Here is a 23,882-nt window from a genome sequence, read left to right as displayed (position 1 = left end):
GGGCGATGTCGGAGCTCGACATCGCCGGCTCCCTGGCCTTGGAAGCCAAAATCCCGGCCTCCACCATCCGCCGGAAGAGGCCAGCATCCGGGTAGCGGCCAGTGTTGCGCGCCCCCACCGCCTTATCGGCGGTCCGGCACACGGCGACGGCTTCGCCGATGGACAGCAACCCGGAGTCCAGGCTCTGGCGGGTGGCGGGAAGCTCCTGGGCGAACAACCGCCGCGCCAGCTCGGCGCGCCCGTTGGCCTCAACGGGGGCCATCCCCACCGAGTGGATCAGCCAGTTCTGCACCGACCTCTGCCCACCCGCCTCCAACAACGTCCCGGCCGCCTCCAGCTGCGCCAACCGGAGCAGCATCGCAAGCTGGGCCCGATCGAAGTCCTCGAACACCTGAGAAATCACATCCAGGACCTCACCAGCCGCACCCGCCGGGGGCACCTCCGCCATCTCCGAAGCGATCTTCTCCCGGGCGGTGCGCGTGGCGGAAACGGCGGGGGTGTTTCCCGCCGCATTCCCGCACTGCCCGAAAGAAGAAGTCATACCACTAAGGATACCAAGAAAGGCCCAGAAAGGACCTATCCCGGAGGTGATAACACCCTTACCAGGCCACCCCGACCCGCCTTTTCCATTCCCCGGAAAGAAGCCTTCCAGGAAAGGGAGTCACCCCCCCTGGCCGCATTCTTGGACAAAGCGGGCATATGCGCACCCGAATGGGAAAGATCTTGCTCCTATCGCCATTCTCGACGGCCGAGGGTGGAGACAGGAGCAAGATCATCGGGGTTTTCGCCGCGCGCATTGACCAGCCGCGACACCCGCAACCGGTAGGCTCCGGCGCAGGAGCCCACCCGGCCGAAGGCCCCGCCGTTCGGGGTTCGCCTCCCACCATGACCGGCCGCGACACCCGACCCGCCAACGCACCGGCGGCGTGGCAGGCATCGGCCGCCAGGCCGACAGAATCAGTTTTCGGGCGAAGCCCGAAAGGGATCGGACCTCGACCACCCGTCCCCCTTTCCCGATAGCCGCCAACCCGCCGTCGCAGCGGAGCGGGTCAAGGTGGAGCGCCGTTGACGCGCGAAGCGCCCGACGGCGACGACCTTGACGCGCGCAGCGGAGACGGCCACAATCACGCGGCGGGAAAGGAGGGCACCCTAATCGTTCCCTGAAGGGCAGGTTGCGCCAGCAATATATCTCCCGCCTTCCACCATCCCAAACATCAGTGTATTTTCCCTGAAATATCTGCGCACCCTGAGAAATCAGGCAAGTTCCTTGCTGCGCGAAAGGGTTTTCTGTGGACGATCCACCCCTCGCTTGGCGTTGGCCCCTCGCTTGGCGTTGCCGGGGGTAGCTAGGTCAGGGACTCCCGGTAGGCGATCCAACCACCGTGGAACGTGATGTCCTCGGCGCCTTCAGTAGCAGCGGGATCACAGCCGAAGCCGACCACGGCGCGACCGTCGGCGAGGGTGACAGCGCCGAGGGACATCGGAGCCGGGAGTTGGGCGAGGAACGTGCCGAGTCCGGCCGGGGAGATGGACCATACCTCGCAGCGCAGCGTCGAACCCCCGCTGTTGACCCGCAGCAGTCCGGGCTTGGGCGGCGTTGTCGCGAGGGCGAACAGTCGGTAGTCCTCGCTGGTGGTGGTCGCCTCCACAAACCGCGCACCCAGGTCGGTGAGCTGGTGGTTGAGCGGTTGACCGCGCAGGTGGGCGCCGAACACCGCCAGCTCCACGCCCGTGTCGGGTTGGACCTGGCCGGTGTCCTCACCGTTGAGGAGACCGGCCAGGTCCAGGGCCACCTGGTCCTCGAAGGCGGAGGCGACCAGGGTGGCCCCGAACGGGTGGCCGTCGGCGTTGCCGGCGGGGACGGCGACGGCGGCCAGGTCGAGGAGGTTCACGAAGTTGGTGTAGGTGCCCAGCCGCGAGTTCACTCCGACCGGGTCCGCGGCCACCTCGTCCAACGTCGGATGACCGACGGTCGTCGGGAGCAGGAGGGCGTCGAAGCCGTCCAGGAGTCGCCGGGCGGCCGCCCGGTACTCGGCCAGGCGGTGCTGGTCGGCGGCGAGGCGGCTGGCGGGGAGGTCGGCGGCGGCCAGGATGATCCCGGCGACCGTGGGGTCGGTGCCCTCGGGGTTCGCCCGGAGGAACTCCCCCACCGCGGCGTGGCGTTCGGCCACCAGGGCGCCGTCGTAGAGGAGGCGCGCGGCCGCCAGCAGCGGGGAGATGTCGACGGTCTCCACACTCACTCCGGCGCGGACGAACCCGTCCACAGCCCTGTGGAAGGCCTGCCGCTCCTCCGCACTGAGCGGTTCGAGGCCCGTTGCCGTGGGCATCGCGATCCGGGCCGGGTGCCGGGGGGCCAGACGCACGTCGGCGGGCCAGGTACGGCTGCCCGGGTCTTCGGGGTCCGGGCCGGTCATGACCGCCAGGGCGTGCTGGGCGCTGCCCAGGTCCCGGGCGAACACGGTGACGCTGTCGTAGGGCCTGGCTGCGGGCACCACCCCGGTGTTGGGCACCAGGCCCAGGGTGGGCTTGAGGCCGACGATGCCGTGCAGGGCCGCGGGCACCCGGCCGGACCCGGCGGTGTCGGTGCCCAGGGCGAAGTCGACCAACTCCAGGGCCACCGCCGCGGCCGACCCGGAGCTGGAGCCCCCGGAGACACGGGCGGGGTCGAAGGCGTTGCGGACCGCGCCGTAGGGGCTGCGGGTCCCGACAAGGCCGGTGGCGAACTGGTCCAGGTTGGTCTTGCCGAGCACCAGCGCCCCGGCCGCCACCAACCGCTGCACGGCGGTCGCGCTCTCCTGGGGCGTGTACGCGAAGCCGGGGTGCCCGGCCGTGGTGGGCAGGCCCGCCACGTCGATATTGTCCTTGACCGCCACAAGCGTTCCGGCCAGCGGTAGGTCTTCCCCTGAGGCCAGGCGTTCCTCCAGCGCCTTGGCCTCGACCGCCACGTCCTGTTCGGGCCGCAGGGTGATCCAGACCTCCGGCCGGTCGGTCTCGGCGATCCGGCGGTAGGCGGCGTGCACTCTTTCCGTGGGGGCGGGGTCGGCGGGGGTGTGCATCAGGCGGCTTCTCCTTGGGTGATGACGGCCATGGCGCGTCCCGGATCGAGGTGCTGTCCGGGGCTGACGAGGATTTCGGAGACGGTTCCGGCCTCGGGGGCCCTGACCACCACCTCCAGCTTCATGGCCTCCAATCGGACGATGGGCTGCCCTTCCTGGACAGTCTCGCCCGGTTCGACGTCCACCTTCCAGACGCTCGCGGAAAGCGGCGCCTCCACCAGGGAGGCACCCGGCGGCAGGTCCGGTTCTCCGGCGAGCGCCACGGGCTCGGGTTCCGGCCTGTCCTCGAACTCCCCCGCGGCCTCCCACCGCTGCCGTTCGGCCTCGAACGCGGTGGCCTGCCGCTGCTCGAACTCCCGGATGGAGTCGGCGTTCTCGGCGAGGAACCGCTCGTGGTCGGCGAGGACGAACTCGCCCTCGGTGACCTCCAGCTCGTGGCGCCCGGCGAGCAGGTCGGCCCGGATGTCGAGCAGCTCCTCCTGGCCGACGGGGTACCAGGTGAGCTGGTCGAAGAAGCGCAGCAGCCAGGGCGTGCCCGGCTCGAACCGGCCGTACTGGCGCAGCCCCGACCAGATCGGGACCGTGCGGCCGATGAGCTGGTATCCGCCGGGGCTCTCCATGCCGTACACGCACAGGTAGGCGCCGCCGATCCCCACACCGGCCTCGGGCGTCCAGGTCCGCGCGGGGCTGTACTTGGTGGTGACGAGGCGGTGCCGGGGGTCCAGCGGGGTGGCCGCGGGGGCGCCGAGGTACACGTCGCCGAGGCCGAGGACCAGGTAGGAGGCGTCGAAGACGATGTCGCGGACCTGGTCGACGGTGTCGAGCCCGTTGATCCGGCGGATGAACTCGATGTTGTCGGGGTTCCAGGGGGCGTCGTCGCGCACACCGGTCTCGTAGCGGGCGACGGCCTCGTGGATGGAGGGGTCGTCGAAGGACATCGGCAGGTGCAGGGTGCGGCTGGGCACCCGCAGCCGCGAGGTGGGCGGGAGCGACGCCTCGATCTCCTGGAGGAGGCCGAGCAGCGTGCGCAGCGGCAGCACCTCGGGGTCGGTGTGCAAGTGCAGCGAGCGCACACCCGGTGTGGTGTCCACGATGCCCTTGGGCGCGGCCCGGTCGAGCGCGGCCATGAGCGCGTGGACGCGCATGCGCAGGCCGAGGTCGAGCACCATGGGGCCGTACTCGACGAGCAGGTTGTCGTGGCCGCCTCGCCGGTAGGTGACCTCGGGGGTGTCCGCGCCGGCGGGGACGCGGGCGAGGACGCCGTCGTCGCCGTCGGCCCCGGAGGAGCGCAGCAGGGGCGCGGCAACCGGGTCGGTGTGCAGCTTCTCCGCGGCCGCCTCGGTGACCGGGTGGAACCGCACGGTGTCGCCGGGGCGGACCTGGCCGACCTTCCAGCGGGAACCGGTGACCACGGTGACGGGGCAGACGAACCCCCCGAGGCTGGGGCCGTCCGGGCCGAGGAGGACGGGGGTGTCGCCGGAGAGGTTGACGGAACCGATCGAGTAGGCGGTGTCGTGCACGTTGGAGGGGTGCAGCCCGGCCTGGCCGCCGTCGGGGCGGGCCCAGGACTGCTTGGGCCCGGAGAGCCGGACGCCGTTGCGGGCGGACTGCGGGTGGACGCGCCAGCGTGTGGCGTAGAAGTCGGCGAGGCCCTCGCGGGTGAGGAACTCGGGGGCGGCGTGCGGCCCTTCGGAGACCTCGATGTCCCAGTGCGTGCCGTCACCCTCCCCCGCCGCGCGGAATCCCGGACGCTTCTGCGCGGACACCGGACGCGGGTCCGGGGCGGCCGCTGAGGGCGGCGCGGGCCGCAGTACGTCGCCGAGGCGCAGTGCCCGTCCCGCGTGCCCGCCGTACTCCCCGGCGGTGAAAGTGGACGTACTGCCCAGGTACTCGGGGATGTCGAGACCGCCCCGGACCAGGACGTAGGTACGCATGCCCGGGCCCTTGGCGGGGCCGACGTCCAGCAGGGCACCGGCGGGCACCTCGGTCGGCTCCCACTGGGGCACCCGCGCGCCGTCCACGGTGACGTCGGCGGGGGCACCGGTCACGCACACGGTGGCGGGGTGGGTGAAGCGCAGGGCCGGGCCCTCGATGGTGCACTCCAGGCCCGCGGTGCCTTCGGGGTTGCCCAGAGCGGTGTTGCCCAGGCGCAGCGAGAGGTCGTCCATGGCACCCGACGGGGGCACGCCCACCTGCCAGTAGCCGGTGCGCCCGGGGAAGTCCTGGACGGTGGTGAGGGTCCCGGCGCGCTCCACCTCGATCCGCGGTTCGGGGTCGCCGACGGTGGCACAGGTCGCCGTGGTGTGCGCGGTGGAACGCACGTCCGGGTGGGCGCTCAGGGCGCGCAGCATCCCCAGGTTGGTCTGCACCCCGTCGATCCGGACCCTGTCCAGGGCGTGCCCCAGTCGGTCCAGGGCGTCCTCGCGGTCGTCGCCGCGCACGATCACCTTGGCGAGCATGGGGTCGTAGTCGCTCGTCACCCGCTGACCGGTCTCCACCCAGCCGTCCACGCGGACGTCGGCGGGGGCCTCGAACCGGGTGAGCAGCCCTGAGCTGGGACGGAAATCGTGGGCGGGGTCCTCGGCGTACACGCGGGCCTCGACGGCGTGTCCGGTGTGGACCGGACCCTCCGGCGGGAGGTCGGTGAGGACGTCCTCGCCCCGGGCCAGGCGGAGCATCCAGGCGACCAGGTCCACCCCGGCGATCTCCTCGGTGACCGGGTGCTCGACCTGGAGCCGGGTGTTGACCTCCAGGAAGGAGGCCTCGCCCCGCTCGACGTCGTAGACGAACTCCACCGTCCCGGCGCTGCGGTAGGACACACCGGAGCACAGGTCGCGGGCGGTGCGGTGGAGCTCGGCGCGCAGGGCGTCGGACAGGCCTGGGGCGGGGGCCTCCTCCACGACCTTCTGGTTGCGGCGCTGCAGCGAGCAGTCGCGGTCGCCGAGGGTGACCACGCCGCCTTGACCGTCACCGAAGACCTGCACCTCGATGTGGCGGGCCTTGGCCACGAAGCGCTCGACGAACACCCCGCCGCCGCCGAAGTGGGTCTCGGCCATCCGGCTGACCTGGTCGAAGGCGGCACGCAGGGTTTCCTCGTCGAAGCAGGGGCGCAGGCCGATCCCGCCGCCGCCCGAGGTGGATTTGAGGATCACCGGGTAGCCGATCCGCTCGGCGGCCACCACGGCCTGCCCGACGTCGGGGAGGGTCTCGCTTCCCGCGACCATGGGCAGGCCGGCGGCGGCAGCAGCTTTACGGGCGGTGTGCTTGTCGCCGAACTCCTCGAGGTGGCGGGGCTCGGGCCCAACGAACACCATCCCGGCGGCCTCGACGGCGTGGGCGAACTCCGCGCTCTCGGACAGGAAACCGTAACCCGGGTGCACAGCGCCCGCACCGGTCTGGGCCGCGGCCGCGAGGACGCGCCCGATGTGGAGGTAGCTCTCGTTGGCGGGTGCGGGGCCGAGGCGGACGGCCTCGTCGGCCAGTCTCGTGTGCGGCGCGCCCGCGTCGGCGTCGGAGTACACGGCGACGGTGCGCAGGCCGACGGCACGGGCGGAGCGGATGATGCGGCAGGCGATCTCGCCTCGGTTGGCGACGAGCACGGAGTCGAACACGGGGCTCTCCCTCTGTCGGAGGCTGGGGCGGGTGGTGCGCGGTGCCGGGTCAGGAGGGGGCGGTGTGCAGCGCCATCTGGGTCAGGGCCCGCTGGGCGCGCTCCAGGACGACCTCCATGGACGCGCCGACGTGTTCGTGCATGGCGCGGTAGGCGGAGTCGAGTTCGTCCGCGCGCAGGTACTCGACGATCCGGATGTGCTCCGCGATGGTCGAGGTGATCCGGTCACCGGTACGGAAGTCGTGCATGCGTACGCGGCGGATCCGCTGGTTGGCGGAGACCAGCGCCTCGGTGAGGGCGCCGTTTCCGGAGGCCTTGGAGACGGCGGCGTGGAACTCCTCGTCGAGGAGGACGAACGAGGGGTCCGGTTCCGGCGGGTCGGCGCGCAGCTTCTCCCAGCGCTCCAGTTCGGCCAGGAGGATCCCGGGGTCGTGCCGGATGGTGCGGTCCTCTATGGCGCGGGCGATGCCGCGCAGCTCGAGGGCGACCCGGAGCTCGTAGAGGTCGCGCAGCTCGGCGAGGTTGGGAACGGTGACGTAGAAGCCGTTGTCGCGGCGTTCGACCAGGCCGTCGGCGTGGAGCCGGGCGAGGGCCTCGCGGACGGGGGTGCGGGAGACCCCGAAGTACTCGGCGAGGCGCACTTCGCCGAGGCGGGTGTGCGGCGTGACGCGGCCGTTCAGGACCTCCTCACGCATCAGGGCGTGGACCCGGTCGCGGCGGGAGACCGCACTGTCCCCGGCGACTGGCTCCGGCCGCGTATACATCGGTGTGTCCATGGCTCAAGACGCTAGGAAGCGCTTGTTTCATGGGGCCTGTCGCGGCGTGAAGCCTGGGTTTCCCCGTGTTTCCGCGTGTTTCGTGGCTTGTCGGGGCGCTGCCGGAAGGAGGAACGGGGCGCAGCGTCAGGAACGGGTCCCGGGGCCCGGACACACGAGAGGGGCGCCCTGCCCGGTTCCGCTGGACGGGCGCGGAACCGGGCGGGGCGCCCTGGGAGTGCCGGGACGGTGTCCGGGAGAGGGAGGGACCACCGCCCCGGGGAGGGGCCGTCCGCCCTCTACAGTGGACGGCCCGTGGCGGGAACCGGCTACAGGGAGATCCCGAGTGCCCAAGTCATCAGGCCGTACATCGTGCCGACGATGGCGAGGAGGGCTACGAGGTTGAGCCAGAGGCCTCCCTTGATCATCTCGCCGATCTTGACGTACCCGGACCCGAAGGCGATCGCGTTGGGCGGGGTGGCCACCGGGAGCATGAAGGCCATGGTGGCGGCGAGCGCGACCGGGACGACCAGGCCCAAGACGTCGATGTCCATGCCCAGTGCCACTCCGCCCATGATGGGCAGGAAGGTGGCGGCGGTCGCGGTGTTGCTGGTCAGCTCCGTGAGGAAGAGGACCAGGGCGGCGACAGCCAGGATGAGCACCCAGACGGGCACACCGCTGAGGAAGGCGACCTGGTTACCCACCCACTCGCTGAGTCCGGAGTCGGTGAACTGGGCGGAGATGGCCAGACCGCCGCCGAAGAGGAGCAGGATGCCCCAGGGGAGCTTGACCGCGGTGTCCCAGTCCATCAGCGGGGTCCTCTTGTCCACCGGGACGAGGAAGAGCAGGACCGCGACGGTCATGGCGATGCCGGCGTCGGTGACGTCGCCGAGCCACGGCGCGGCGTTGGCCACGGCGTCGATGTCGGCGAGCATCGGCGCGAAGATCCAGGAGATGGCGGCGAAGAAGAAGATGGCCAGGACCAGCTTCTCGCCGCGGGACATGGCGCCCAGCTTCGCCAGTTCCTCTCGGATGAGCTCCTGCGCCCCCTCGACCTTCTTGATCTGCGGCGGGAAGACCCGGGTCAGCACGAACCAGGCGACGAGCATGAAGACGACCGCCAGCGGCACACCGGCCATCATCCACTGGCCGAAGCCGATGTGGATGCCGTGCGTTTCCGAGAGGTACCCGACCATGAGCACGTTGGGCGGGGTACCGATGAGGGTGGAGACCGAACCGATGGACGCGGCGTAGGCGATGCCCAGCATGAGCGCGGTGGCGAAGTTCGCGTCCGTGCGGCCGCCGCGGAACTGCGCGATCACCGCGATGACGGACAGGCCGACCGGCAGCATCATCACAGCAGTGGCGGTGTTGGACACCCACATGGAGATGAAGCCGGTGGCGATCATGAAGCCACCGATCAGGCCCACCGTGTTGGAGCCGACCTTGGAGACGATCGTCAGGGCGATGCGCTTGTGGAGGTTCCACTTCTGCATGGCCAGGGCGAGCATGAAGCCGCCCATGAACAGGAAGATCGTGTCAGAACCGTAGGCTGAGGCCACATCGTCGACCTCCGTGCCCTCCACCATCAGGGGGAAGAGCACCAGAGGCAGGAGCGAGGTCACCGGGATCGGGATGGCCTCGGTGGCCCACCAGATGGCGACCCAGGTGGTGATCGCGGCAACGACGCTGCCGTTAGCGGAGAGGACCGGCTCTCCGCCGTCCTCCCCCACCGGCATGTGCATCTCCGGCATCAGGAGGTAGACCAGGAGACCGAGCAGGGGGCCGAGCACGAGTCCGACGACCCGGCCGCGGGTCATCCCTGCCGTGCCCCTCTCCTCCCGCTTGATCTGCGGTCCTTCGGTGGTATCGACGCCCGACTGGGTCGCCATGGAAACCTCCTCCTGTTGGGGCCGGGGGGTGACGGCTCCCCGCCGTCGAAGGCCCCACCCACGGGTTACCGGGGGATTGCCTCCGCGTTACGTCCTGACCCAACAGATAGTGATTTCACCCGGGTGTGTGTGCAACGCAACTCCACCAAACTTGGGATTCCTCTGACGTAGGGCGACCCTAGGTGTGTGTCGAAGAACACGGGGTGATCCGAGGCATCCTCTCAACCGACCATTGAATACGGCCTAAGCTGCACATATGCGAGCGACGGGGCCGAGTAGACGAACCGCACTCCTATCCGGTGCGGGAGCCCTCGTCGCCGCTGCCGTGACCAGCTGCACACGCGGCCCCGCCGCCGACCCGCCGCTCCTCGTAGTCGCCACCGGGCCTCCCGGAGCCGTCTACCGGGAGATCGGCGGTGAGCTCGCCCTCCTCCTCGACGAACGCCTCCCCCGCAACGAGGTGACCACCGTCGAGACCCGTGCCTCGCACGACAACCTGTACTTGCTGGAGGGCGGGGAGGCACACCTCGGCCTGGCCAACCTCGACTCGATCCTGGCCACGGAGATCGGCGGCCAGGCGCAGGTCAGCGCCGTGGGACGGCTCTACGACAGCTTCGTCCACCTGGTCGTCGCCGCCGACTCCTCCGTCCGGGCCCTGGAGGACCTCGACGGTCTGCGCGTCTCGATCGGCGCGGTCAACTCCGGCACCGAGTTCACCGCCGAACAGATCCTCGAGGAGACCGGGGTGGCCCCGGACGTCGTCCGGCTCGACCAGGCCGAATCGGCGACCGCCCTGGAGTCGGGTGAGATCGACGCGATGTTCTCCCTGACCGGACTGCCCACACCGGCCATCGTGAGCCTTGCCGAGGAGGCCCCCCTGCACCTGGTGGACCTGTCCGGCACCGCCGACGTGATGGCCACGGCCTACCCCGAGTCCTACTTCCCGGCGACCATCCCGGCCACCACGTACGCGGACATCCCCGCCTGCCCGACGATGTCCATCCCCAACCTGCTGCTGTGCCGCGACGACCTGCCCGATGACCTCGTCCACCTGATCACGGACTCGGTGTACACCGGGGCCTCCCGGCTGGCCGAGCAGCGCCCGGAGGCGGCGCAGATCAACGTGCGCACCGGCATCTCCACCGGCATCGTGCCCCTGCACCCGGGGGCGGAGCAGTGGTACCGGGACCACAAGCCCGCGTCGGAGGGCACGGGCAGCGCCTGAGCCGGTCCCGGGCCGCTTCACCCTGCCCACTTGACAAGACGAACTACATATCAGTCCTCGTCGGCGGTGGGTTCGGCCGGGGGCAGGGTGATCACGACGCCGAACCCGTGCCGCCCCTGGTCGGCCAGACCGTCGCCGAGGGTGAGCCGGCCACCGGCCTGGCGGACCAGGTCGGCTGCGATGGCCAGTCCCAACCCGGTGCCTTCGGTGTTCTGGTGGGTGGTCGAACGCCAGAACCGGTCCAGTGCCGAATCGCGCTCCTCCTCCGGCAGCCCCGTGCCGTTGTCGAGGACCCGGATCCGGACCTCCTCCCCGTCCTCGGCGCGTACCTCGATCCTGGAACCGCCGGACAGCCTCAGGGCGTTGCTGACCAGCTCGTCCAGGATGCTGCCCAGACCGCCCGCCGGGGCGATCGCCCACACCGCTTCGGGCAGGTCCGTGGTCACCTCGATGCCCTGTGACTCCCCCAGCGCGCTCCAACGCGTCACCCGGGTGCCGACAAGTCCGGTGACCTCCACTGCCTCAGTACCGGTGACGCTCTCCAACCGGGTCGCGGCGAGGAGCGAGTTCAGCATCCGGTGCATCGCCGTGGCCTCGTCGATCGCGACCGCGTGCGCCTCGCGGGCCCGTTCGCCCTTCAGGTAGGGACCGAGGTTCTCCACGGAAAGGCGGAGGCTGGCGAGCGGGTTGCGGAGCTGGTGTGAGGCCTCCGAGACGAAGGAGCGCTGCCGTTCCAGGGCCCGGCGCACGACCTCCACCATCGTGTTGAAGGAGTCCGTGAGCCGGCGCAGCTCCGGCGGTCCGCTCTCGGCGTCCACGCGCACCTCCAGGTCGCCGGAGGTCACCGCGGTGGTGGCCCGGTCCAGGCGCTGGATGGGTTGGAGGACCCAGCGGGACAGCGGCATCGCCGCCGCGACCAGCAGCGCCAGCGGGATGACGCTGGCCAGGGCCATCCACCCCCACGTGCCGAGGACCGCCGTGCTCAGCTCTTCGGTCGGCGCGACCAGTACCACCGCACCGGCCACCTCGCTGTCGCGGCCGATGGGTTCGGCGATCACCAGGGGGCCGGAGTCCCACGGCCACATCGTGCTCGGCGGCTCCGGCCGCTCTCCCGCCAGCGCGGCGGTGATCCCGCCGCCGGTCGCCGCGTCCGCCACCAGTTCCCGCATCCTGGGCGGTTCTCCTGAGCCCGCGACCACCTGGCCGTCGGGGGACACCACGGCGACCGGAATACCGTAGAGCTGCTCGTAGCGGGCCATCTCCTGGGCGAGCGCGTTGTGCCGGTCGGTCTCCAGGGCCGTACCCGCCAGCGAGGCGAACCGGCCCGCGTCGCCCAACCGGTCGACGTAGACGTCCTGGGTCTGCTGCTGGGCGATCACCGCGCCCAGGGGCGCAAGAATCGCCGCGACCAGCACGAAGGCGGCCGGGAGCAGGATGGCCAGGAGCCGCCGCAGCACGGGTCAGGCCCCGTCGAGTACGTAACCGACACCGCGCACCGTCCGGATGCGTACGGCGTCGTTCACCTTCGCCCGCAGCGAGGCGATGTGCGTGTCCAGGGTTCTGGAGGAGGCCTCCCAGGAGGCGCCCCACACCTGGTCGAGGATCTGGTCCCGCGCCACCACCTTCGGCGAGCGCTCCACCAGCAGGCGCAGCAGGTCGAACTCCTTACGGGTCAACGACAGGGGTTCGGCACCGATCCACGCCTCCCGGGAGTCGGTGTCGAGGGAGAGCTCCCCGGCGCGCAGCGGAGCGTCCTCCTGCTCCGGCTCGGCCCTCGCGGTCCTGGTCCGCCGGAGTACGGCGTCGATGCGGGCGAGGAGTTCGGCCACCCCGAAGGGCTTCACCACGTAGTCGTCGGCCCCGGCGCGGAGCCCGCGCACCCGGTCCCGTTCCTCGCTGCGCGCCGTGACCGCGATGATCGCCGTCTGCGGCCGCTCCCGGAGCTTGCGCAGGAGTTCGATCCCGTCCGCGTCGGGCAGCCCCAGGTCCAGCAGGACCACGTCGGCCGCGGGCGCCGACATCGCCCGCTCGGCGGTGGCAACCCGCTGCACTTCGAAGGAGGCCGAGCGCAGGGCGGTCACCAGCCCGCGTGCCACCCGGTCATCGTCCTCGACCACGAGAATACGCATGGCTAGTCATAGTAGGCAGAGTTCGGACCGCCCGTTCCAGTGGGCACGCGGCCAGGGGTCCTAGGACTACCGGCGGGGGATGCAGGGAGCGGCGACCCGCAGGGTCGTGAACCGTCATGTCCTCCAGCAGCGGCGAACGGCCGCCCAGCTTCGTTGGTGGGCGACCGCGCCAGCGGGCCGGCGCCCCGGCCTTCTCGGGCCTCGACCGGCCCGTCCCAGGAGATCTGCCTCAGGGGATCTGGCTCAGGAGGGCACGGACTCCGCGGTCTTGTCCTTCACCTGCTGGCGGGGACGACCCCACGGCATCAGGCGGTCCACCTGGTAGCGGCCGCCGGCGAAACCGAGGGCCAGCGCCACGGCGCCGAGGACCAAGGGCAGTTCGTAGCCACCGAGCAGCGGGTCGCCGACGTGGGCGAAGTAGTACGCCGAGCCCATCATGAAGGCGAGGAGTACCCCCGCGGCGGGCAGGACGAAGCCGATGATGAGCGCGACCCCGGCACCCACCTCGATGGTCGCGCCCAGAAGGGCGGAGAACTGCGGGAAGGGGATGCCCATCGCCTCGAAGCCCTGTGCCGTACCGTCGAGGTCGGTCGCCTTGGGCAGCCCGTGGGCGATGAACACGACGCCGACGACGGCCCTGGCGAGCAGGGTGGTGACGTCGCTGACCCTTGATCGGAGCGTTTCGGTCATGGTGGTTCCTGTTCTGTGAGCGGGTGGTCCGGCGCTGGCCCGGTCTCTCGACGCGCGGTTAAAATACTTGAGACCGCAACTTTTTGCCAGGAAACCACATGCTAACGGGCATCCGCCCGAACACAAAGCGTGTGCGCCGCCGGATGTGGGGCACCCGGGACCCGCCCTGGTCAGCGCAGATAACAGAACACGGCTCAGTCTTGGGGCTTGATCCCGCCCGGATCCGAGTACCTGGGCTCCTCGCCCAGGGGGTCGAGCACGGAGAGCATCGACTCCGAGATCTCCCGCAGCTGCCCGACCTGCTCCCGGCTGAGTGTGTCGAACAGCACCCGCCGGACCTCGAGCACGTGCCCCGGAGCCGCGGCTTCGAGGGCCTTCAGCCCGGCGGGCAGAATCTCCACGATGGTGGTGCGCCGGTTGTCCGGGCGCTTGTACCGGCGGATCTTCCCGTCGGCCTCCAACCGCGCGGCGGCGTGCGAGAGCCTGCTCTGCGAGGAGCGCAGCAGGCGCGCGAGCTGGGTCATCGTGAGCTCGCGCCCGGGAGCCTCGGAGAGCATCGCCAGGATCTGGTAGTTGGCGTGCGACAGGCCGGACGCGTGCCTGAGCTGCCGGTCCAGGGCACTGTCGAGCAGGTGGGTGGCCTTCAGAAAGGCACGCCAGGCCTCTTGCTCGTCATCGTCGAGCCAACGCGTCTCGGCCATCGGAGCTGGGCCCCCACACATACTTGAAACGTCAACTGTGTTGGTGCTGCAAGCAACACGGATCCCCGGCTGGTCTGGTGACACCGTCCGCCCGACAGCGGTCCCGGTGCTCTCCCCTCGTGGGAGAACGCACCTCTCACCGTCGGCGCCACTGCGGACGATACCCCTTCTGACCTACGGTTCCGGGGCTACCCCGCAACGCTACTACGACGTGACCCGCGCCGCTCCGGGTGTGCCGGACCCGCCGACCGGGTCCGCGAACCCGCCACTGGTCCGGTAGGCCCTCTCCCCCGGGCCCCGCTCACGGAACTCCGTCACTGCGCCGTCACCGATACGACGCCGACACGCTCCAGGTGGCGCGCCCGGGGCCCGCTATCCCCGCCCCGTAGGCACACAGACCCGCCGAAACACACGAAACCCCCTGTCAAGGGCTTCCACCCCTCATGGGGTTCTGGGAAACTCCCGTCCATGACGGGCTCACGAAACTCTGCCGACGCGAGGACAGTCGAGGATCTGCTCAAGCTTGACGGGCGGATCAAGTACGTGCACTTCTGGGAGCACCAACCGACGTCCAACGGGATATCGGCGAACTGCCTCTCCCAGTGGTGGCCGGCCGACTTCACCGTGGACGGAACGACCTACCGCACCGCCGAGCACTTCATGATGACCGGCAAGGCACGGCTATTCGGAGACACCGGAGCCGCGGAACGGATCATCGCCGCGGACGACCCGCGCGACGCCAAGGAGATCGGCCGGGAGATCCAGGGATTCGACCAGGAAGTCTGGGAGCGGGAGCGCTTCGAGATCGTCGTCCAGGGCAATGTCGCCAAGTTCGGCCAGAACGAGGAGCTGCGGGAGTTCCTGCTCAGCACCGGCGACCGGGTACTGGTCGAGGCCAGCCCCCGCGACCGCGTGTGGGGCATCGGCATCGGCAAGGAGGACGAGAACGCCGAGCGCCCCCAGTACTGGCGCGGACGCAACCTGCTGGGCTTCGCCCTCATGGAGGCCAGAGCGAGACTCGCCGCCGAGACGGCCTGAACCGACCGCTGCCGGAGGGTGGCACGACGGATCCGTGCCACCCGCCCAGCTCCGGTCCGCCCCGGGGCACCGGTCACCAGGGCAGGACCCCGTACCTGTCCGGATCCCCCGCCACCGCCACATGGCCCCACAGGGCCCCGCTCGGTCCGTCCTCGGGCAGCGTCGCCAGGTGCAGGCTCACCCGCGCGCCCTGTTCCGCCGTGCGGTCGCCGCTGTGCCCGTTGAGGTCGGTGGCGCAGTATCCCGGGTTGGCGGCGTTCACCTTCACGGACGTGTGCGCGAGCTCCTTGGCGTACAGGGCCGTGAGCATGTTGACCGCCGTCTTGGACACCGGGTACGCGACGGATCCCGTCATCCCGAAGAAGGGGTTGTCCGGGTCGGTCATGGAGCCGATCGAACCGACCTCGCTGGACACGTTCACCACCCGTCCCGCACGGGAGCGGCGCAGCAGCGGCAGGAACGCGTTGGTCACCGTCACCACGGACACCGTGTTCACGTCCAAGAGCGCGCGGAGCTGGTCGGGGTCGGAGGTACTCGGCCCCGACCCCCGGCCGAAGGCCGCCCCCGCGTTGTTGACGAGCACGTCCAGCCGTCCGAACTCCGCCTCGACCCGGGCCCCGGCCGCCTTCACGCTCTCGTTGTCCGCTACGTCCAGGCGCATGGTGTGCGCGTCCAGTCCCTCGTCGCGCAGAACCCGTTCCGCCGCCGCGCCGCGCTCCGTGTCCCGCGCCCCGACCAGAACGGTCATGCCCTCCCTGCCCAGCAGCCGGGCCGTCTCCAACCCGATGCCCTTGTTGGCGCCCGTGACCAGGGCGACGCCGGTGCCGCCGGTGGTCCGATCGGCCTGTGCTTCGCTCGTGTACTCGTTCATGCCCCCATCGTGGGCGGCGCCAACGACCGGGGAAAGGGACCGGCCGATGGTGGTACCGGCGGTACCAGTGTCTTCTGCGCTGCCGTCGTGCACCCTGGAGACTGGCCGACGTCCAAAGCGCACGGCGCCGCGTCCGAGCCCCACCGCGTCCGAAGCGCCCCGAGGAGGCCCCTGATGGCCGATCGCTCCGAACTGGCGGCGTTCCTGCGCGACCGCCGCGCCCGCGTCGTGCCCGCCGACGTAGGACTGCCCGACACGGGTCGGCGGCGCACCCCCGGGCTGCGCCGCCAGGAGGTCGCCCAGCTCGCCGGAATGTCGGTGGAGTACTACGTCCGGCTCGAACAGGCACGCGGTCCGCGCCCGTCCCGCCAGGTCCTGTCCGCGCTCTCCCGGGCGCTCCTGCTGACGGCGGACGAGCGCGCGTACCTCTTCCGGGTGTCCGGGGAGGAGCCGCCGCCGGTCCGTGGACCCGACCGGGAGGTGACGCTTGCGATCCGGCACCTGCTGGACAGCCTCACCGCCACACCCGCCTACGTCCTGGACGCCAAGTACGACGTACTCGCCTGGAACGGGCTGGCCACCCACTTCATCGGGGACATGTCCGCGGTCGCCGCCCCAGAGCGCAACATCATCATGTGGATGTTCCGGCGGCCCGACGACGATCCGAGCGTGGCGGAGCGGAGCTCCGGCGACTGCATGGAACGCAACTCCGTCGCGGACCTGCGCGCTGCCTACGCCCGCTACCCCGGTGACCCCGGTATCGGCCGGATGGTCACGACACTGCTCGGCACCTCGCCCAGGTTCGCCCGGCTGTGGGCGGAACGGGACGTCCAGGAGCGGCGCGGCTACCACAAGCGCGTGGAGCACCCACTGGTCGGGCCGCTGGAGTTCGAGTGCCAGGTGCTGCACGTACCCGAGTCCGACCAGCGGGTCATGCTGTACTGCACCGAACCCGGATCTCCCAGCGAGGCGGGCATGCGCCGCCTGGCCGCCGACCACCTGCCGCCCGGGGTCGGGGACTTCCCGGCAGGCGCGCACAACTCCCGGCTCACCCCGCGCCCCGGGCACGGATGAGACCCGCCCGGGAGGCGTCCACGGGCCCCGGGCAGGTCGGCCCTTGTAAGAGTGGGCGGCGGGACCCCCGAAGGGCTCGGTCGGGGGCCCCGCCGGTCTGTGCGCGGGTCAGCCCTTGATGGCTCCCGCGGTCATACCTCCCCGCCAGTAGCGCTGGAGGACGATGATGGCGATGATCAGCGGGATGACCGACAGCATCGAGCCGGTGACCACCCGCATGTACATGTCGATGTCACGGCCTTGGTAGGACTGCCAGGTCACCAGGCCGAGCGTGATCGGGTACAGGCGTTCGTCGGCGAGCATCACCAGGGGCAGGAAGAAGTTGTTCCAGATGCCCACCAGCTGGAAGAGGAAGACCGTCACCAGCGCCGGGGCCATCATGCGCAACCCCAGCGTGAAGAAGATCCTCGCTTCACCGGCCCCCTCCAGTCGGGCCGACTCCACGATGGAGTCCGGTACCGAGGCGGCGGCGTAGATCCGGCACAGGTAGAGGCCGAACGGGGAGAGCAGGCTGGGCAGCAGCACCGCCCAGTAGGTGTTGGCCAGCCCGATCTGGCTGAACAGCAGGTACAGGGGCAGTGCGGTGGCCGCCGCCGGAACGAGCACCCCGCCGAGGACCAGCCCGAAGACCAGTTCCCGGCCCCGGAACTCGTACTTGGCCAGCGCGTACCCGGCCGCGGCCGCGAGCACCGTGGCCAGCAGCGCGCCGAACACCGAGTACAGGAGGCTGTTGAACGTCCAGCGCCAGAAGATGCCGTCGTGGTAGGTGAGGACGTCCACGATGTTCTGCCACAGCGCGAACGTGTCACCGAGCAGGAAGCCGTGGGAGTTGAACAGGTCGGAGGTGGTCTTGGTGGCCGCCACGAACACCCAGTACACGGGCACCAGGAAGTAGCAGGCGGCGACCGCGAGGATCGAGGTGACCAGGATCTTGGACCGGAGCGGCGCACCGGTGGCCACGCCCTTGCCGGTGGGGTTGCGGCGGGTCGGCGCCTTACCCTTCGGCCCGGTCTTTTTCGTCGAGGCCTTGTTCGTCGCGGTCATCGCTGCCGGTCCTTCCTGTTGACCAACCAGAGGAACCCGAACGAGAGCACGAACGCGGTCAGGGCCACGATGACCGACTGGGCCGCGGCCACGTTGTAGTCGTTGTCGGTGAAGGCGGAGTTGTACGCCGCCATGTTGGGTGTGTACGACGAGTCGATGGCCGTGGTGAAGCCCGCGAGGATGTGGGGCTCCGCGAACAGCTGGAGGGTGCCGATGATCGAGAAGATCGTGGTCAGCACCAGGGCCGGGCGGATCAGCGGGAGCTGGACGTGGCGGGCCAGCTGGAAGGGGCCGGCCCCGTCGATCCGCGCGGACTCGTAGAGCTCGCTCGGGATGGTCTTGAGCTGGGCGATCAGGATCAGCATGTTGTAGCCGATGAACAGCCACGTGATGATGTTGGCGATCGACCACAGGACGGTGCCGTCGCCGAGCAGGTCGATTTCGAGCCCGACCCACCCCGCCGCGTCCACGATGGGCGAAAGCCCGGGCACGTACAGGAAGCCCCACAGGAGGGTGGCCACCACGCCGGGTACGCCGTAGGGCATGAAGTACATCGCCCGGAAGAAGCCGGGCCACTTCGCCGAGGCCGACTCCAGCAGTAGCGCGAGGACGAGCGCCAAGCCCAGCATGATCGGTACCTGGACGACGCCGAACAGCAGCACGCGGCCGATCGAGTCGATGAACGTGTCCTGCGCGAGTGCCCGGCTGTAGTTGCCGAACCCGGCGAAGGCCGCTTCCCGGCCGAGCTCACCGAAGAGCCCGTGCCGCTGCACCTGGATGAAGCTCTGGTAGACCGCGTAGCCGATCGGCACGAGGAAGCACAGGACGAACAGGCTGAGGAAGGGTGCCAGGAACCCCCAGGGCGTGAACGTTCCGGCCTTGAACCGGCGCTTGGGCGGCTGCCCCGTCGGCCGTTTCGCACCGGAGGTGGTGGTGGGGGTGCGAGCGGTGGCGGTCATGGCTCGCTCCTCACCGACAGGCCCTTGGCGCGCATGTCCCTGACCGTGTTCTCCTGGGCGGCCGCGAGCGCGTCGACGAAGGAGGTTTCGTTGGAGACCGCGGCGCCGAAGGCGTCACTGATGTGGTTCTTGGTGGCGCTCAGCGTCGGGCCCCACATCCAGTCCTCGGGGATGTGATCGGCGGTCTCACCGACGATCTCGGTGAAGTCCTGGTCCGAGAAGTAGGGGTCCGGCCCCTGGCTGCGCACCGAGTTCTCGTTGACTTCCTGAGAGGCCGCCCATCCGATGCCGCACTCGGTGATCATCGCGTCGACGGCCCGCTGGTCGGTGGACAGCCAGTTGGCGAACAGGACCGACTCGTGGGGGTGGTCGGCGCCGCTGAGCACGACCGAGGCCGAACCGCCCCAGGCGCCCTCACGGCGCGGTTCGCCCTCCCACTGGGGAAGGCCGGAGACCGCCCAGGCGCCGGGGTTGTCGGGGTCGTTGCCCTCGATGATGGCGTCGCCCCAGCTGCCCACGGCCCAAGAGCCGATGGTGCCCTGCTGCAAGGCCTGGAACCAGCCGGTCGACCACACGGGGTGGGTGAGGTTGAGGACTCCTTCCCGGACCAGCTCCTCCCAGAAGCGGGCCACCCTGACCGACCCGTCGTCCATGAAGTTGACCGACCACTCGTCGTCCTCGGAGCTGAACCACTGCGCCCCGGCCTGCATGCACAGGCCCGCCAGCCAGTCGGCGTCGCCGACCGGGAAGGACTCGATGAAGGCGCCGTCCTCCGCGGCGACGACCCGCCGGGCCGCCTCCGCGTACTCGTCCCAAGTCTGGGGGGCCTCGATCCCCCACTCCTCGTACTTGTCCGCCCTGTGGAAGAACAGCATCGGACCGGAGTCGACGGGCATCCCGTAGTGGCCGTCGATGTAGGCGGCCTGCAACCACTGCCACTCGTCGTAGCGGTCGGCGTGGTCCAAGGCGCCGTACTGGCTCAGGTCCTCCAGGCCGTTCTCCAGCAGGAAGGAGGGGATCTGGAAGAACTCGACCTGGGCCAGGTCGGGCTGGTTGCCCGCGACCAGTGAGTTGAACATCATGGCGTAGCCGCCGTCCAGGCCGCCCGGGATGGTGACGGCCCGGACCTGGATGTCCGGGTTCTCCTCGTTCCAGATGTCGGCGACCGCCTGGAAGTTGGGCCACCAAGTCCAGTAGGTGAGTTCGATGTTCTCGTCCGGGTCCTTCGGCGGGACCAGTGGACGGGTGCCCGCCGGTCCGACCGTGGCGGCGCATCCGCCGAGCGCGGCCGCCGAGCCGGCGGCGGAGGCTGCCATGCCGGCTCGGAGCAACCCGCGGCGGGAGAGGCCCTTCCGGAGACGCCCCTGTCCGGTGAGTCGCTGTCGGGCGAGGCTGCCCGTCCCTCTTCGGGGGATGGGAACTTTCATGCTGGTTCCTTAGGAAAACCTGCGGTGGGGGGTGGACTCAGCGCACGTCGAAAGCCAGCCGGTGCGCGATGGCGCGGCTGGAGGACCCCACTGAGAGGTGGTAGGTACCCTCCGGTGTGCGCCACGACTGTGCAGCGGGATCCCAGACCGCGAGGCTGCGCGGCGGGATGTCGAGGTGGACCGTGACCTCCTCCCCCCGTGCAGCGTGCACGGAGGCGAAGGCGGCCAGGGCCCGGACGGGTCGGGTGGTCCCCGCGCTGTCGGCGGGCGGTTCCACGTAGACCTGCACCACGTGGTGCCCGGCCCGGGTGCCGGTGTTGGTGGCGGTGGCGGTGACGGTGAGGGGTTCCGCCAGCAGGCCGCCGTCCTGGTCGGAAGCGGTGACGGCGGTGGCGGACAGCGCGGCACCGCCGATCTCCCAGCTGGTGTAGCCCAGGCCGAAGCCGAAGGGCCGGTGGGGTTCGACCCCGTCGCGGTCATAGGCGCGGTGGCCGACGAACACGCCCTCGTCGTAGGTGTGGACACCGTCGGCGGGGTGGGTGTCCATGACGGGGACGTCGTCGTGGGTGCGGGGCAGCGTCCAGGGCAGGCGCCCGGTGGGCTCGGCGCGGCCGGTGAGGGTGTCGGCGAGCGCGTGGCCGTACTCGTGCCCGCCGAACCAGGACCACAGGACCGCCGGGACCTCGTCCAGCCAGGGCAGGAGCACGGGGGCTCCGGCGTTGACCACGACCGCGGTGTTCGGGTTGGCGGAGCTCACCCGGGTGACGAGTTCGTCCTGGCGGCCGGGGAGGTCCAGGGTGGGGCGGTCATAGCCCTCCGACTCGACCTCGTTGTTGGTGCCGACCACCACGATGGCCACATCCGCGTCCTCGGCCGCCCGGACCGCCTCCCGGATCTCCTCCTCGTTGGTCATACCGGGCGGCTGGTGGCGGACCTGGGCGATGACTCCGCGGCCGAAGCCGCCGAAGTCTCCGACCTCCGTGTCGATCCCGATCCGCACGGTCGCGGGTGCGCCGCCTTCGGGCACCTCGACGTCGACCCTGGGCCCGTCAGGGTTGGAGTGGCGGGAATAGAGGATGTCGTCGACCGAGGCGCGGTCGCCGCCGTCGGCGTCGACCACGCCGTCGATCCGGATGGTGTGCCGGCCCACCGAGGCAACCTCGACCAGGTGGGTTCCGGGCTCCGTGAGGGTGAGCGACGCGCTGACCGCGGCCCGCTCCGCCCCCTCCGGCGCACCGACGTGGAACGCGCCGCTGTCGACCTCCGGACCGTCGACGGCCTTCCCCGAGCCGTCGTACAGGGTCAGGTCGATGTCCGTGAGGCGTTCGGGGGTGACGACGGGAAGGTGGCGGCGGGGGTCGCCGCCGCGCACGAGCGTGATCTCGACGTCGTCGGGCAGGGCCTCGCGCAGACCGTCCGCCGGGCTGACCAGGTACTTGGCGTTGACGTGTGCGCTACCGCCGCCCTGGGTGTAGGCGTCGACGGCGTTGGGGCCGATGAGCGCCACTCGCCGGACCGCGTTCGGGTCGATCGGGAGGACGGCGCCCTCGTTGCGCAGGAGGACGTGGCCGCGCGAGCCGACTTCGCGCAGCACGGCTTGCTCGTCCTCGCCGTCGACCGCGGGGGCGGTGTCCCGGTCGAGCTTGCCGACTCGCTCGGCCAGGCGCAGGAGGCGGACGACCTTGTCGTCGACCGCCGACTCGGGCACCTGACCGGAGCGGACCGCTTCGACCAGGGCTTCGTTCCAGGGGCCGTGCGGCCCCGGCATCACGACGTCGAGCCCGGCGTTGGCGGCGGGCGCGGTGCTGCGGGTGGCGGCCCAGTCGCTGAACACGGGCCCGTCGAAGCCGAGCTCCTCCTTGAGGAGGCCGGTGAGGAGGCCGCGGTGCTCGGTCGCCAAGGCGGCCTCGGCACCGTCGTCGTACCCGTTGTAGGCGGCCATGACCGTCCAGGCTCCTGCGTCCAGGGCGGCTTCGAAGGGTGGCAGGTAGACCTCTCGGAGCGTGCGTTCGCCGATACGGGAGTGGTACGAGGTGCGTTCCCGCTCGGTCTCGTTGCCGATGAAGTGTTTGGGGCAGGCGCCCACGCCCTCACCCTGGACGGCGCGGACGAAGGCGGCCCCCAGCGCGGCGGTCAGGAGAGGGTCTTCCGAGAAGCACTCGAAGTGGCGGCCGCCGGCCGGGGAGCGCTGGAGGTTCAGGACCGGGGCGAGGACGACGTCGACGTCCTTGCGGCGGGCTTCGGCGGCGAAGAACCGCCCGACGCGCTCCATGAGTCCGGTGTCCCAGGCCGCGGCCACCGCGGTGGGGCTGGGGGTGCTGGCCGAGTGCTCCTGGCTGGTGGCTTCGGTGCCGCGCACCCCGGCCGGACCGTCGGAAACGGTGATCGGCAGCAGTCCGGCTTCCGGGCTCCCATGCAGGATCCACGCGGTACGCCCGGTGAGCAGGAGCACTTTGCCCTCAAGGGAGAGGCGGGTGACGCGCTTGCGAAGGTCTGAACTCATGAGCCCCTTGCCCTGTGATCTGTGTCGCTTGAGCCGAGACATTAGTTACTTAATGTTCATTAAGCAAGAGGGGTAAAGGAAATCTCGATAGCGTGGGTACCGACCCGGGGTCGCCCCCAACCACCGACCCCGGGTACCCCCCGGCACGAGGAAGTGGAGAGCAGGAATGAGCGAGACGACCCCAGCGGACACGCGTTCCCACGAGGCCGGACCCGCCGAGAACGCTCCGCGCAAACGGGTGAACCGCCGCGAACAGATCCTGCGCACCGCGGCCGACGTGTTCTCGGCACAGGGATTCAACAACACGTCGCTGGCCGACATCGCGGCGATGCTCGACATCACCCCGGCGGGGGTCCTGCACCATTTCGGTTCCAAGACGGACCTGCTCACCGCCGTGCTGGAGCTACGCGACACCACGGACCCCGCCCCCGAGGGCAGCGGTATGCTCGACCACCTGGTCACCACGGCCGAACGCAACGCAGAGCGCCCGGGGACCACACAGCTGTACGCGGTGCTGTCGGCGGAGAGCGCCACGGCCGAACACCCCGCACAGGAGTGGTTCCGTGAGCGTTACACGGTTCTGCGGCAGGAAGTCGAGGACGCGGTCCTGGACCGGATCGGGCCGGAACACAGGCAGGCCGCCGGGACCCCTGGGCCGAGCGGACACTCCCCCGCCCGGTCGGCCGCCGCGGCGATCCTGGCCGCCATGGACGGACTCCAGGTGCAGTGGCTGCTGGACCCGGACGCGGTGGACATGGCGACCGTCACCGACCTGGTGATAGACGCCCTCGTGGCACGGCTGAGCGGGCAGAACGGAAGCGAGGCCTGAAAACCCCCGCACTGCACCGGGGTGCTCCTGCCCCGGACGGTCCCGCGCGGGCGGTCGACCTCCCGGACGGGCGACACGA

General features: G+C 70.5%; 17 protein-coding genes and 1 pseudogene. 4 read left to right on the top strand and 14 right to left on the bottom strand.

Annotation, left to right across the window (positions count from 1 at the left end):
* The 5 genes and pseudogenes from ACYVD1_RS25130 to ACYVD1_RS25110 form a co-directional block, all read right to left on the bottom strand.
* Positions 1-541, bottom strand: a pseudogene (locus ACYVD1_RS25130) (HNH endonuclease signature motif containing protein); the annotation flags it as partial.
* 805 nt (positions 542-1,346) lie between these two features.
* Complete coding sequence (atzF, locus tag ACYVD1_RS25125; protein WP_460776966.1) at positions 1,347-3,056, bottom strand: allophanate hydrolase; 1,710 nt, start codon at positions 3,054-3,056, stop codon at positions 1,347-1,349.
* Positions 3,056-6,667 (bottom strand): urea carboxylase, encoded by a 3,612-nt coding sequence (gene uca, locus ACYVD1_RS25120; protein WP_460776965.1) that lies wholly within the window; start codon positions 6,665-6,667, stop codon positions 3,056-3,058. Before uca ends, atzF begins: the two co-directional genes overlap by 1 nt.
* 49 nt (positions 6,668-6,716) lie before the next feature.
* Entirely contained in the window at positions 6,717-7,442 is a 726-nt protein-coding gene (locus tag ACYVD1_RS25115; protein ID WP_460776964.1) for a GntR family transcriptional regulator, read from the bottom strand.
* Positions 7,443-7,750: 308 nt separating this feature from the next.
* Complete coding sequence (locus tag ACYVD1_RS25110) at positions 7,751-9,313, bottom strand: SLC13 family permease (protein ID WP_460776963.1); 1,563 nt, start codon at positions 9,311-9,313, stop codon at positions 7,751-7,753.
* Positions 9,314-9,569: 256 nt separating this feature from the next.
* Here ACYVD1_RS25110 and ACYVD1_RS25105 point away from each other — a divergent pair, with 256 nt between their 5' ends.
* On the top strand, positions 9,570-10,538 hold the full coding sequence (locus tag ACYVD1_RS25105; protein ID WP_460776962.1) for a TAXI family TRAP transporter solute-binding subunit: 969 nt from the start codon (positions 9,570-9,572) through the stop codon (positions 10,536-10,538).
* A 50-nt stretch (positions 10,539-10,588) separates the two neighbouring features.
* Here ACYVD1_RS25105 and ACYVD1_RS25100 read toward each other — a convergent pair whose 3' ends face one another.
* The 4 genes from ACYVD1_RS25100 to ACYVD1_RS25085 all read right to left on the bottom strand — a co-directional run bounded on the left by ACYVD1_RS25100 (position 10,589) and on the right by ACYVD1_RS25085 (position 14,058).
* Positions 10,589-11,995: a sensor histidine kinase gene (locus ACYVD1_RS25100; protein WP_460776961.1), complete on the bottom strand. Its 1,407-nt coding sequence runs from the start codon at positions 11,993-11,995 to the stop codon at positions 10,589-10,591.
* 3 nt (positions 11,996-11,998) lie between these two features.
* The gene (locus ACYVD1_RS25095) at positions 11,999-12,667 is read right to left on the bottom strand and encodes a response regulator transcription factor (RefSeq protein WP_460776960.1); all 669 of its coding nucleotides are present in this window, start codon (positions 12,665-12,667) and stop codon (positions 11,999-12,001) included.
* Between the two features lie 243 nt (positions 12,668-12,910).
* On the bottom strand, positions 12,911-13,357 hold the full coding sequence (locus tag ACYVD1_RS25090; RefSeq protein ID WP_460776959.1) for a DoxX family protein: 447 nt from the start codon (positions 13,355-13,357) through the stop codon (positions 12,911-12,913).
* A gap of 194 nt (positions 13,358-13,551) precedes the next feature.
* Complete coding sequence (locus tag ACYVD1_RS25085) at positions 13,552-14,058, bottom strand: MarR family winged helix-turn-helix transcriptional regulator (protein WP_460776958.1); 507 nt, start codon at positions 14,056-14,058, stop codon at positions 13,552-13,554.
* A 468-nt stretch (positions 14,059-14,526) separates the two neighbouring features.
* On the opposite strand from ACYVD1_RS25085, the gene ACYVD1_RS25080 reads away from it, so the two are divergent.
* On the top strand, positions 14,527-15,096 hold the full coding sequence (locus ACYVD1_RS25080; protein ID WP_460776957.1) for an NADAR family protein: 570 nt from the start codon (positions 14,527-14,529) through the stop codon (positions 15,094-15,096).
* A 73-nt stretch (positions 15,097-15,169) separates the two neighbouring features.
* Here the strand turns inward: ACYVD1_RS25080 and ACYVD1_RS25075 are convergent, their stop codons facing one another.
* Positions 15,170-15,967 (bottom strand): SDR family oxidoreductase, encoded by a 798-nt coding sequence (locus tag ACYVD1_RS25075; protein ID WP_460776956.1) that lies wholly within the window; start codon positions 15,965-15,967, stop codon positions 15,170-15,172.
* A 174-nt stretch (positions 15,968-16,141) separates the two neighbouring features.
* On the opposite strand from ACYVD1_RS25075, the gene ACYVD1_RS25070 reads away from it, so the two are divergent.
* Positions 16,142-17,041 carry a helix-turn-helix transcriptional regulator gene (locus ACYVD1_RS25070; RefSeq protein ID WP_460776954.1) on the top strand — a complete coding sequence of 300 codons (900 nt, stop codon included), beginning with the start codon at positions 16,142-16,144 and terminating at the stop codon, positions 17,039-17,041.
* Between the two features lie 108 nt (positions 17,042-17,149).
* On the opposite strand, the gene ACYVD1_RS25065 is transcribed toward ACYVD1_RS25070, so the two are convergent.
* The 4 genes from ACYVD1_RS25065 to ACYVD1_RS25050 all read right to left on the bottom strand — a co-directional run bounded on the left by ACYVD1_RS25065 (position 17,150) and on the right by ACYVD1_RS25050 (position 22,974).
* Positions 17,150-18,085 (bottom strand): carbohydrate ABC transporter permease, encoded by a 936-nt coding sequence (locus ACYVD1_RS25065; RefSeq protein ID WP_460776953.1) that lies wholly within the window; start codon positions 18,083-18,085, stop codon positions 17,150-17,152.
* On the bottom strand, positions 18,082-19,044 hold the full coding sequence (locus tag ACYVD1_RS25060) for a carbohydrate ABC transporter permease (RefSeq protein ID WP_460776952.1): 963 nt from the start codon (positions 19,042-19,044) through the stop codon (positions 18,082-18,084). Before ACYVD1_RS25060 ends, ACYVD1_RS25065 begins: the two co-directional genes overlap by 4 nt.
* Positions 19,041-20,360: an ABC transporter substrate-binding protein gene (locus ACYVD1_RS25055; protein WP_460776950.1), complete on the bottom strand. Its 1,320-nt coding sequence runs from the start codon at positions 20,358-20,360 to the stop codon at positions 19,041-19,043. The genes ACYVD1_RS25060 and ACYVD1_RS25055 overlap by 4 nt, the downstream gene beginning before the upstream one ends.
* 148 nt (positions 20,361-20,508) lie before the next feature.
* Positions 20,509-22,974 carry a beta-glucosidase family protein gene (locus ACYVD1_RS25050; RefSeq protein WP_460776949.1) on the bottom strand — a complete coding sequence of 822 codons (2,466 nt, stop codon included), beginning with the start codon at positions 22,972-22,974 and terminating at the stop codon, positions 20,509-20,511.
* Positions 22,975-23,140: 166 nt separating this feature from the next.
* Here ACYVD1_RS25050 and ACYVD1_RS25045 point away from each other — a divergent pair, with 166 nt between their 5' ends.
* The gene (locus ACYVD1_RS25045; protein ID WP_460776948.1) at positions 23,141-23,803 is read left to right on the top strand and encodes a TetR/AcrR family transcriptional regulator; all 663 of its coding nucleotides are present in this window, start codon (positions 23,141-23,143) and stop codon (positions 23,801-23,803) included.
* The last annotated feature ends 79 nt before the right edge of the window (positions 23,804-23,882 follow it).

Source organism: Nocardiopsis nanhaiensis (assembly GCF_054778635.1).
The sequence above is the reverse complement of the archived record's forward strand: the minus strand, read 5'-3'. Positions and strand labels throughout refer to the sequence as shown.

Bases quoted from the DNA above. Each gene is read 5' to 3' on its own strand.
- atzF (WP_460776966.1), bottom strand. From the start codon at position 3,056: ATGCACACCCCCGCCGACCCCGCCCCCACGGAAAGAGTGCACGCCGCC.
- ACYVD1_RS25115 (WP_460776964.1), bottom strand. From the start codon at position 7,442: ATGGACACACCGATGTATACGCGGCCGGAGCCAGTCGCCGGGGACAGT.
- ACYVD1_RS25110 (WP_460776963.1), bottom strand. From the start codon at position 9,313: ATGGCGACCCAGTCGGGCGTCGATACCACCGAAGGACCGCAGATCAAG.
- ACYVD1_RS25105 (WP_460776962.1), top strand. From the start codon at position 9,570: ATGCGAGCGACGGGGCCGAGTAGACGAACCGCACTCCTATCCGGTGCG.
- ACYVD1_RS25095 (WP_460776960.1), bottom strand. From the start codon at position 12,667: ATGCGTATTCTCGTGGTCGAGGACGATGACCGGGTGGCACGCGGGCTG.
- ACYVD1_RS25090 (WP_460776959.1), bottom strand. From the start codon at position 13,357: ATGACCGAAACGCTCCGATCAAGGGTCAGCGACGTCACCACCCTGCTC.
- ACYVD1_RS25085 (WP_460776958.1), bottom strand. From the start codon at position 14,058: ATGGCCGAGACGCGTTGGCTCGACGATGACGAGCAAGAGGCCTGGCGT.
- ACYVD1_RS25080 (WP_460776957.1), top strand. From the start codon at position 14,527: ATGACGGGCTCACGAAACTCTGCCGACGCGAGGACAGTCGAGGATCTG.
- ACYVD1_RS25075 (WP_460776956.1), bottom strand. From the start codon at position 15,967: ATGAACGAGTACACGAGCGAAGCACAGGCCGATCGGACCACCGGCGGC.
- ACYVD1_RS25070 (WP_460776954.1), top strand. From the start codon at position 16,142: ATGGCCGATCGCTCCGAACTGGCGGCGTTCCTGCGCGACCGCCGCGCC.
- ACYVD1_RS25065 (WP_460776953.1), bottom strand. From the start codon at position 18,085: ATGACCGCGACGAACAAGGCCTCGACGAAAAAGACCGGGCCGAAGGGT.
- ACYVD1_RS25060 (WP_460776952.1), bottom strand. From the start codon at position 19,044: ATGACCGCCACCGCTCGCACCCCCACCACCACCTCCGGTGCGAAACGG.
- ACYVD1_RS25055 (WP_460776950.1), bottom strand. From the start codon at position 20,360: ATGGCAGCCTCCGCCGCCGGCTCGGCGGCCGCGCTCGGCGGATGCGCC.
- ACYVD1_RS25050 (WP_460776949.1), bottom strand. From the start codon at position 22,974: ATGAGTTCAGACCTTCGCAAGCGCGTCACCCGCCTCTCCCTTGAGGGC.
- ACYVD1_RS25045 (WP_460776948.1), top strand. From the start codon at position 23,141: ATGAGCGAGACGACCCCAGCGGACACGCGTTCCCACGAGGCCGGACCC.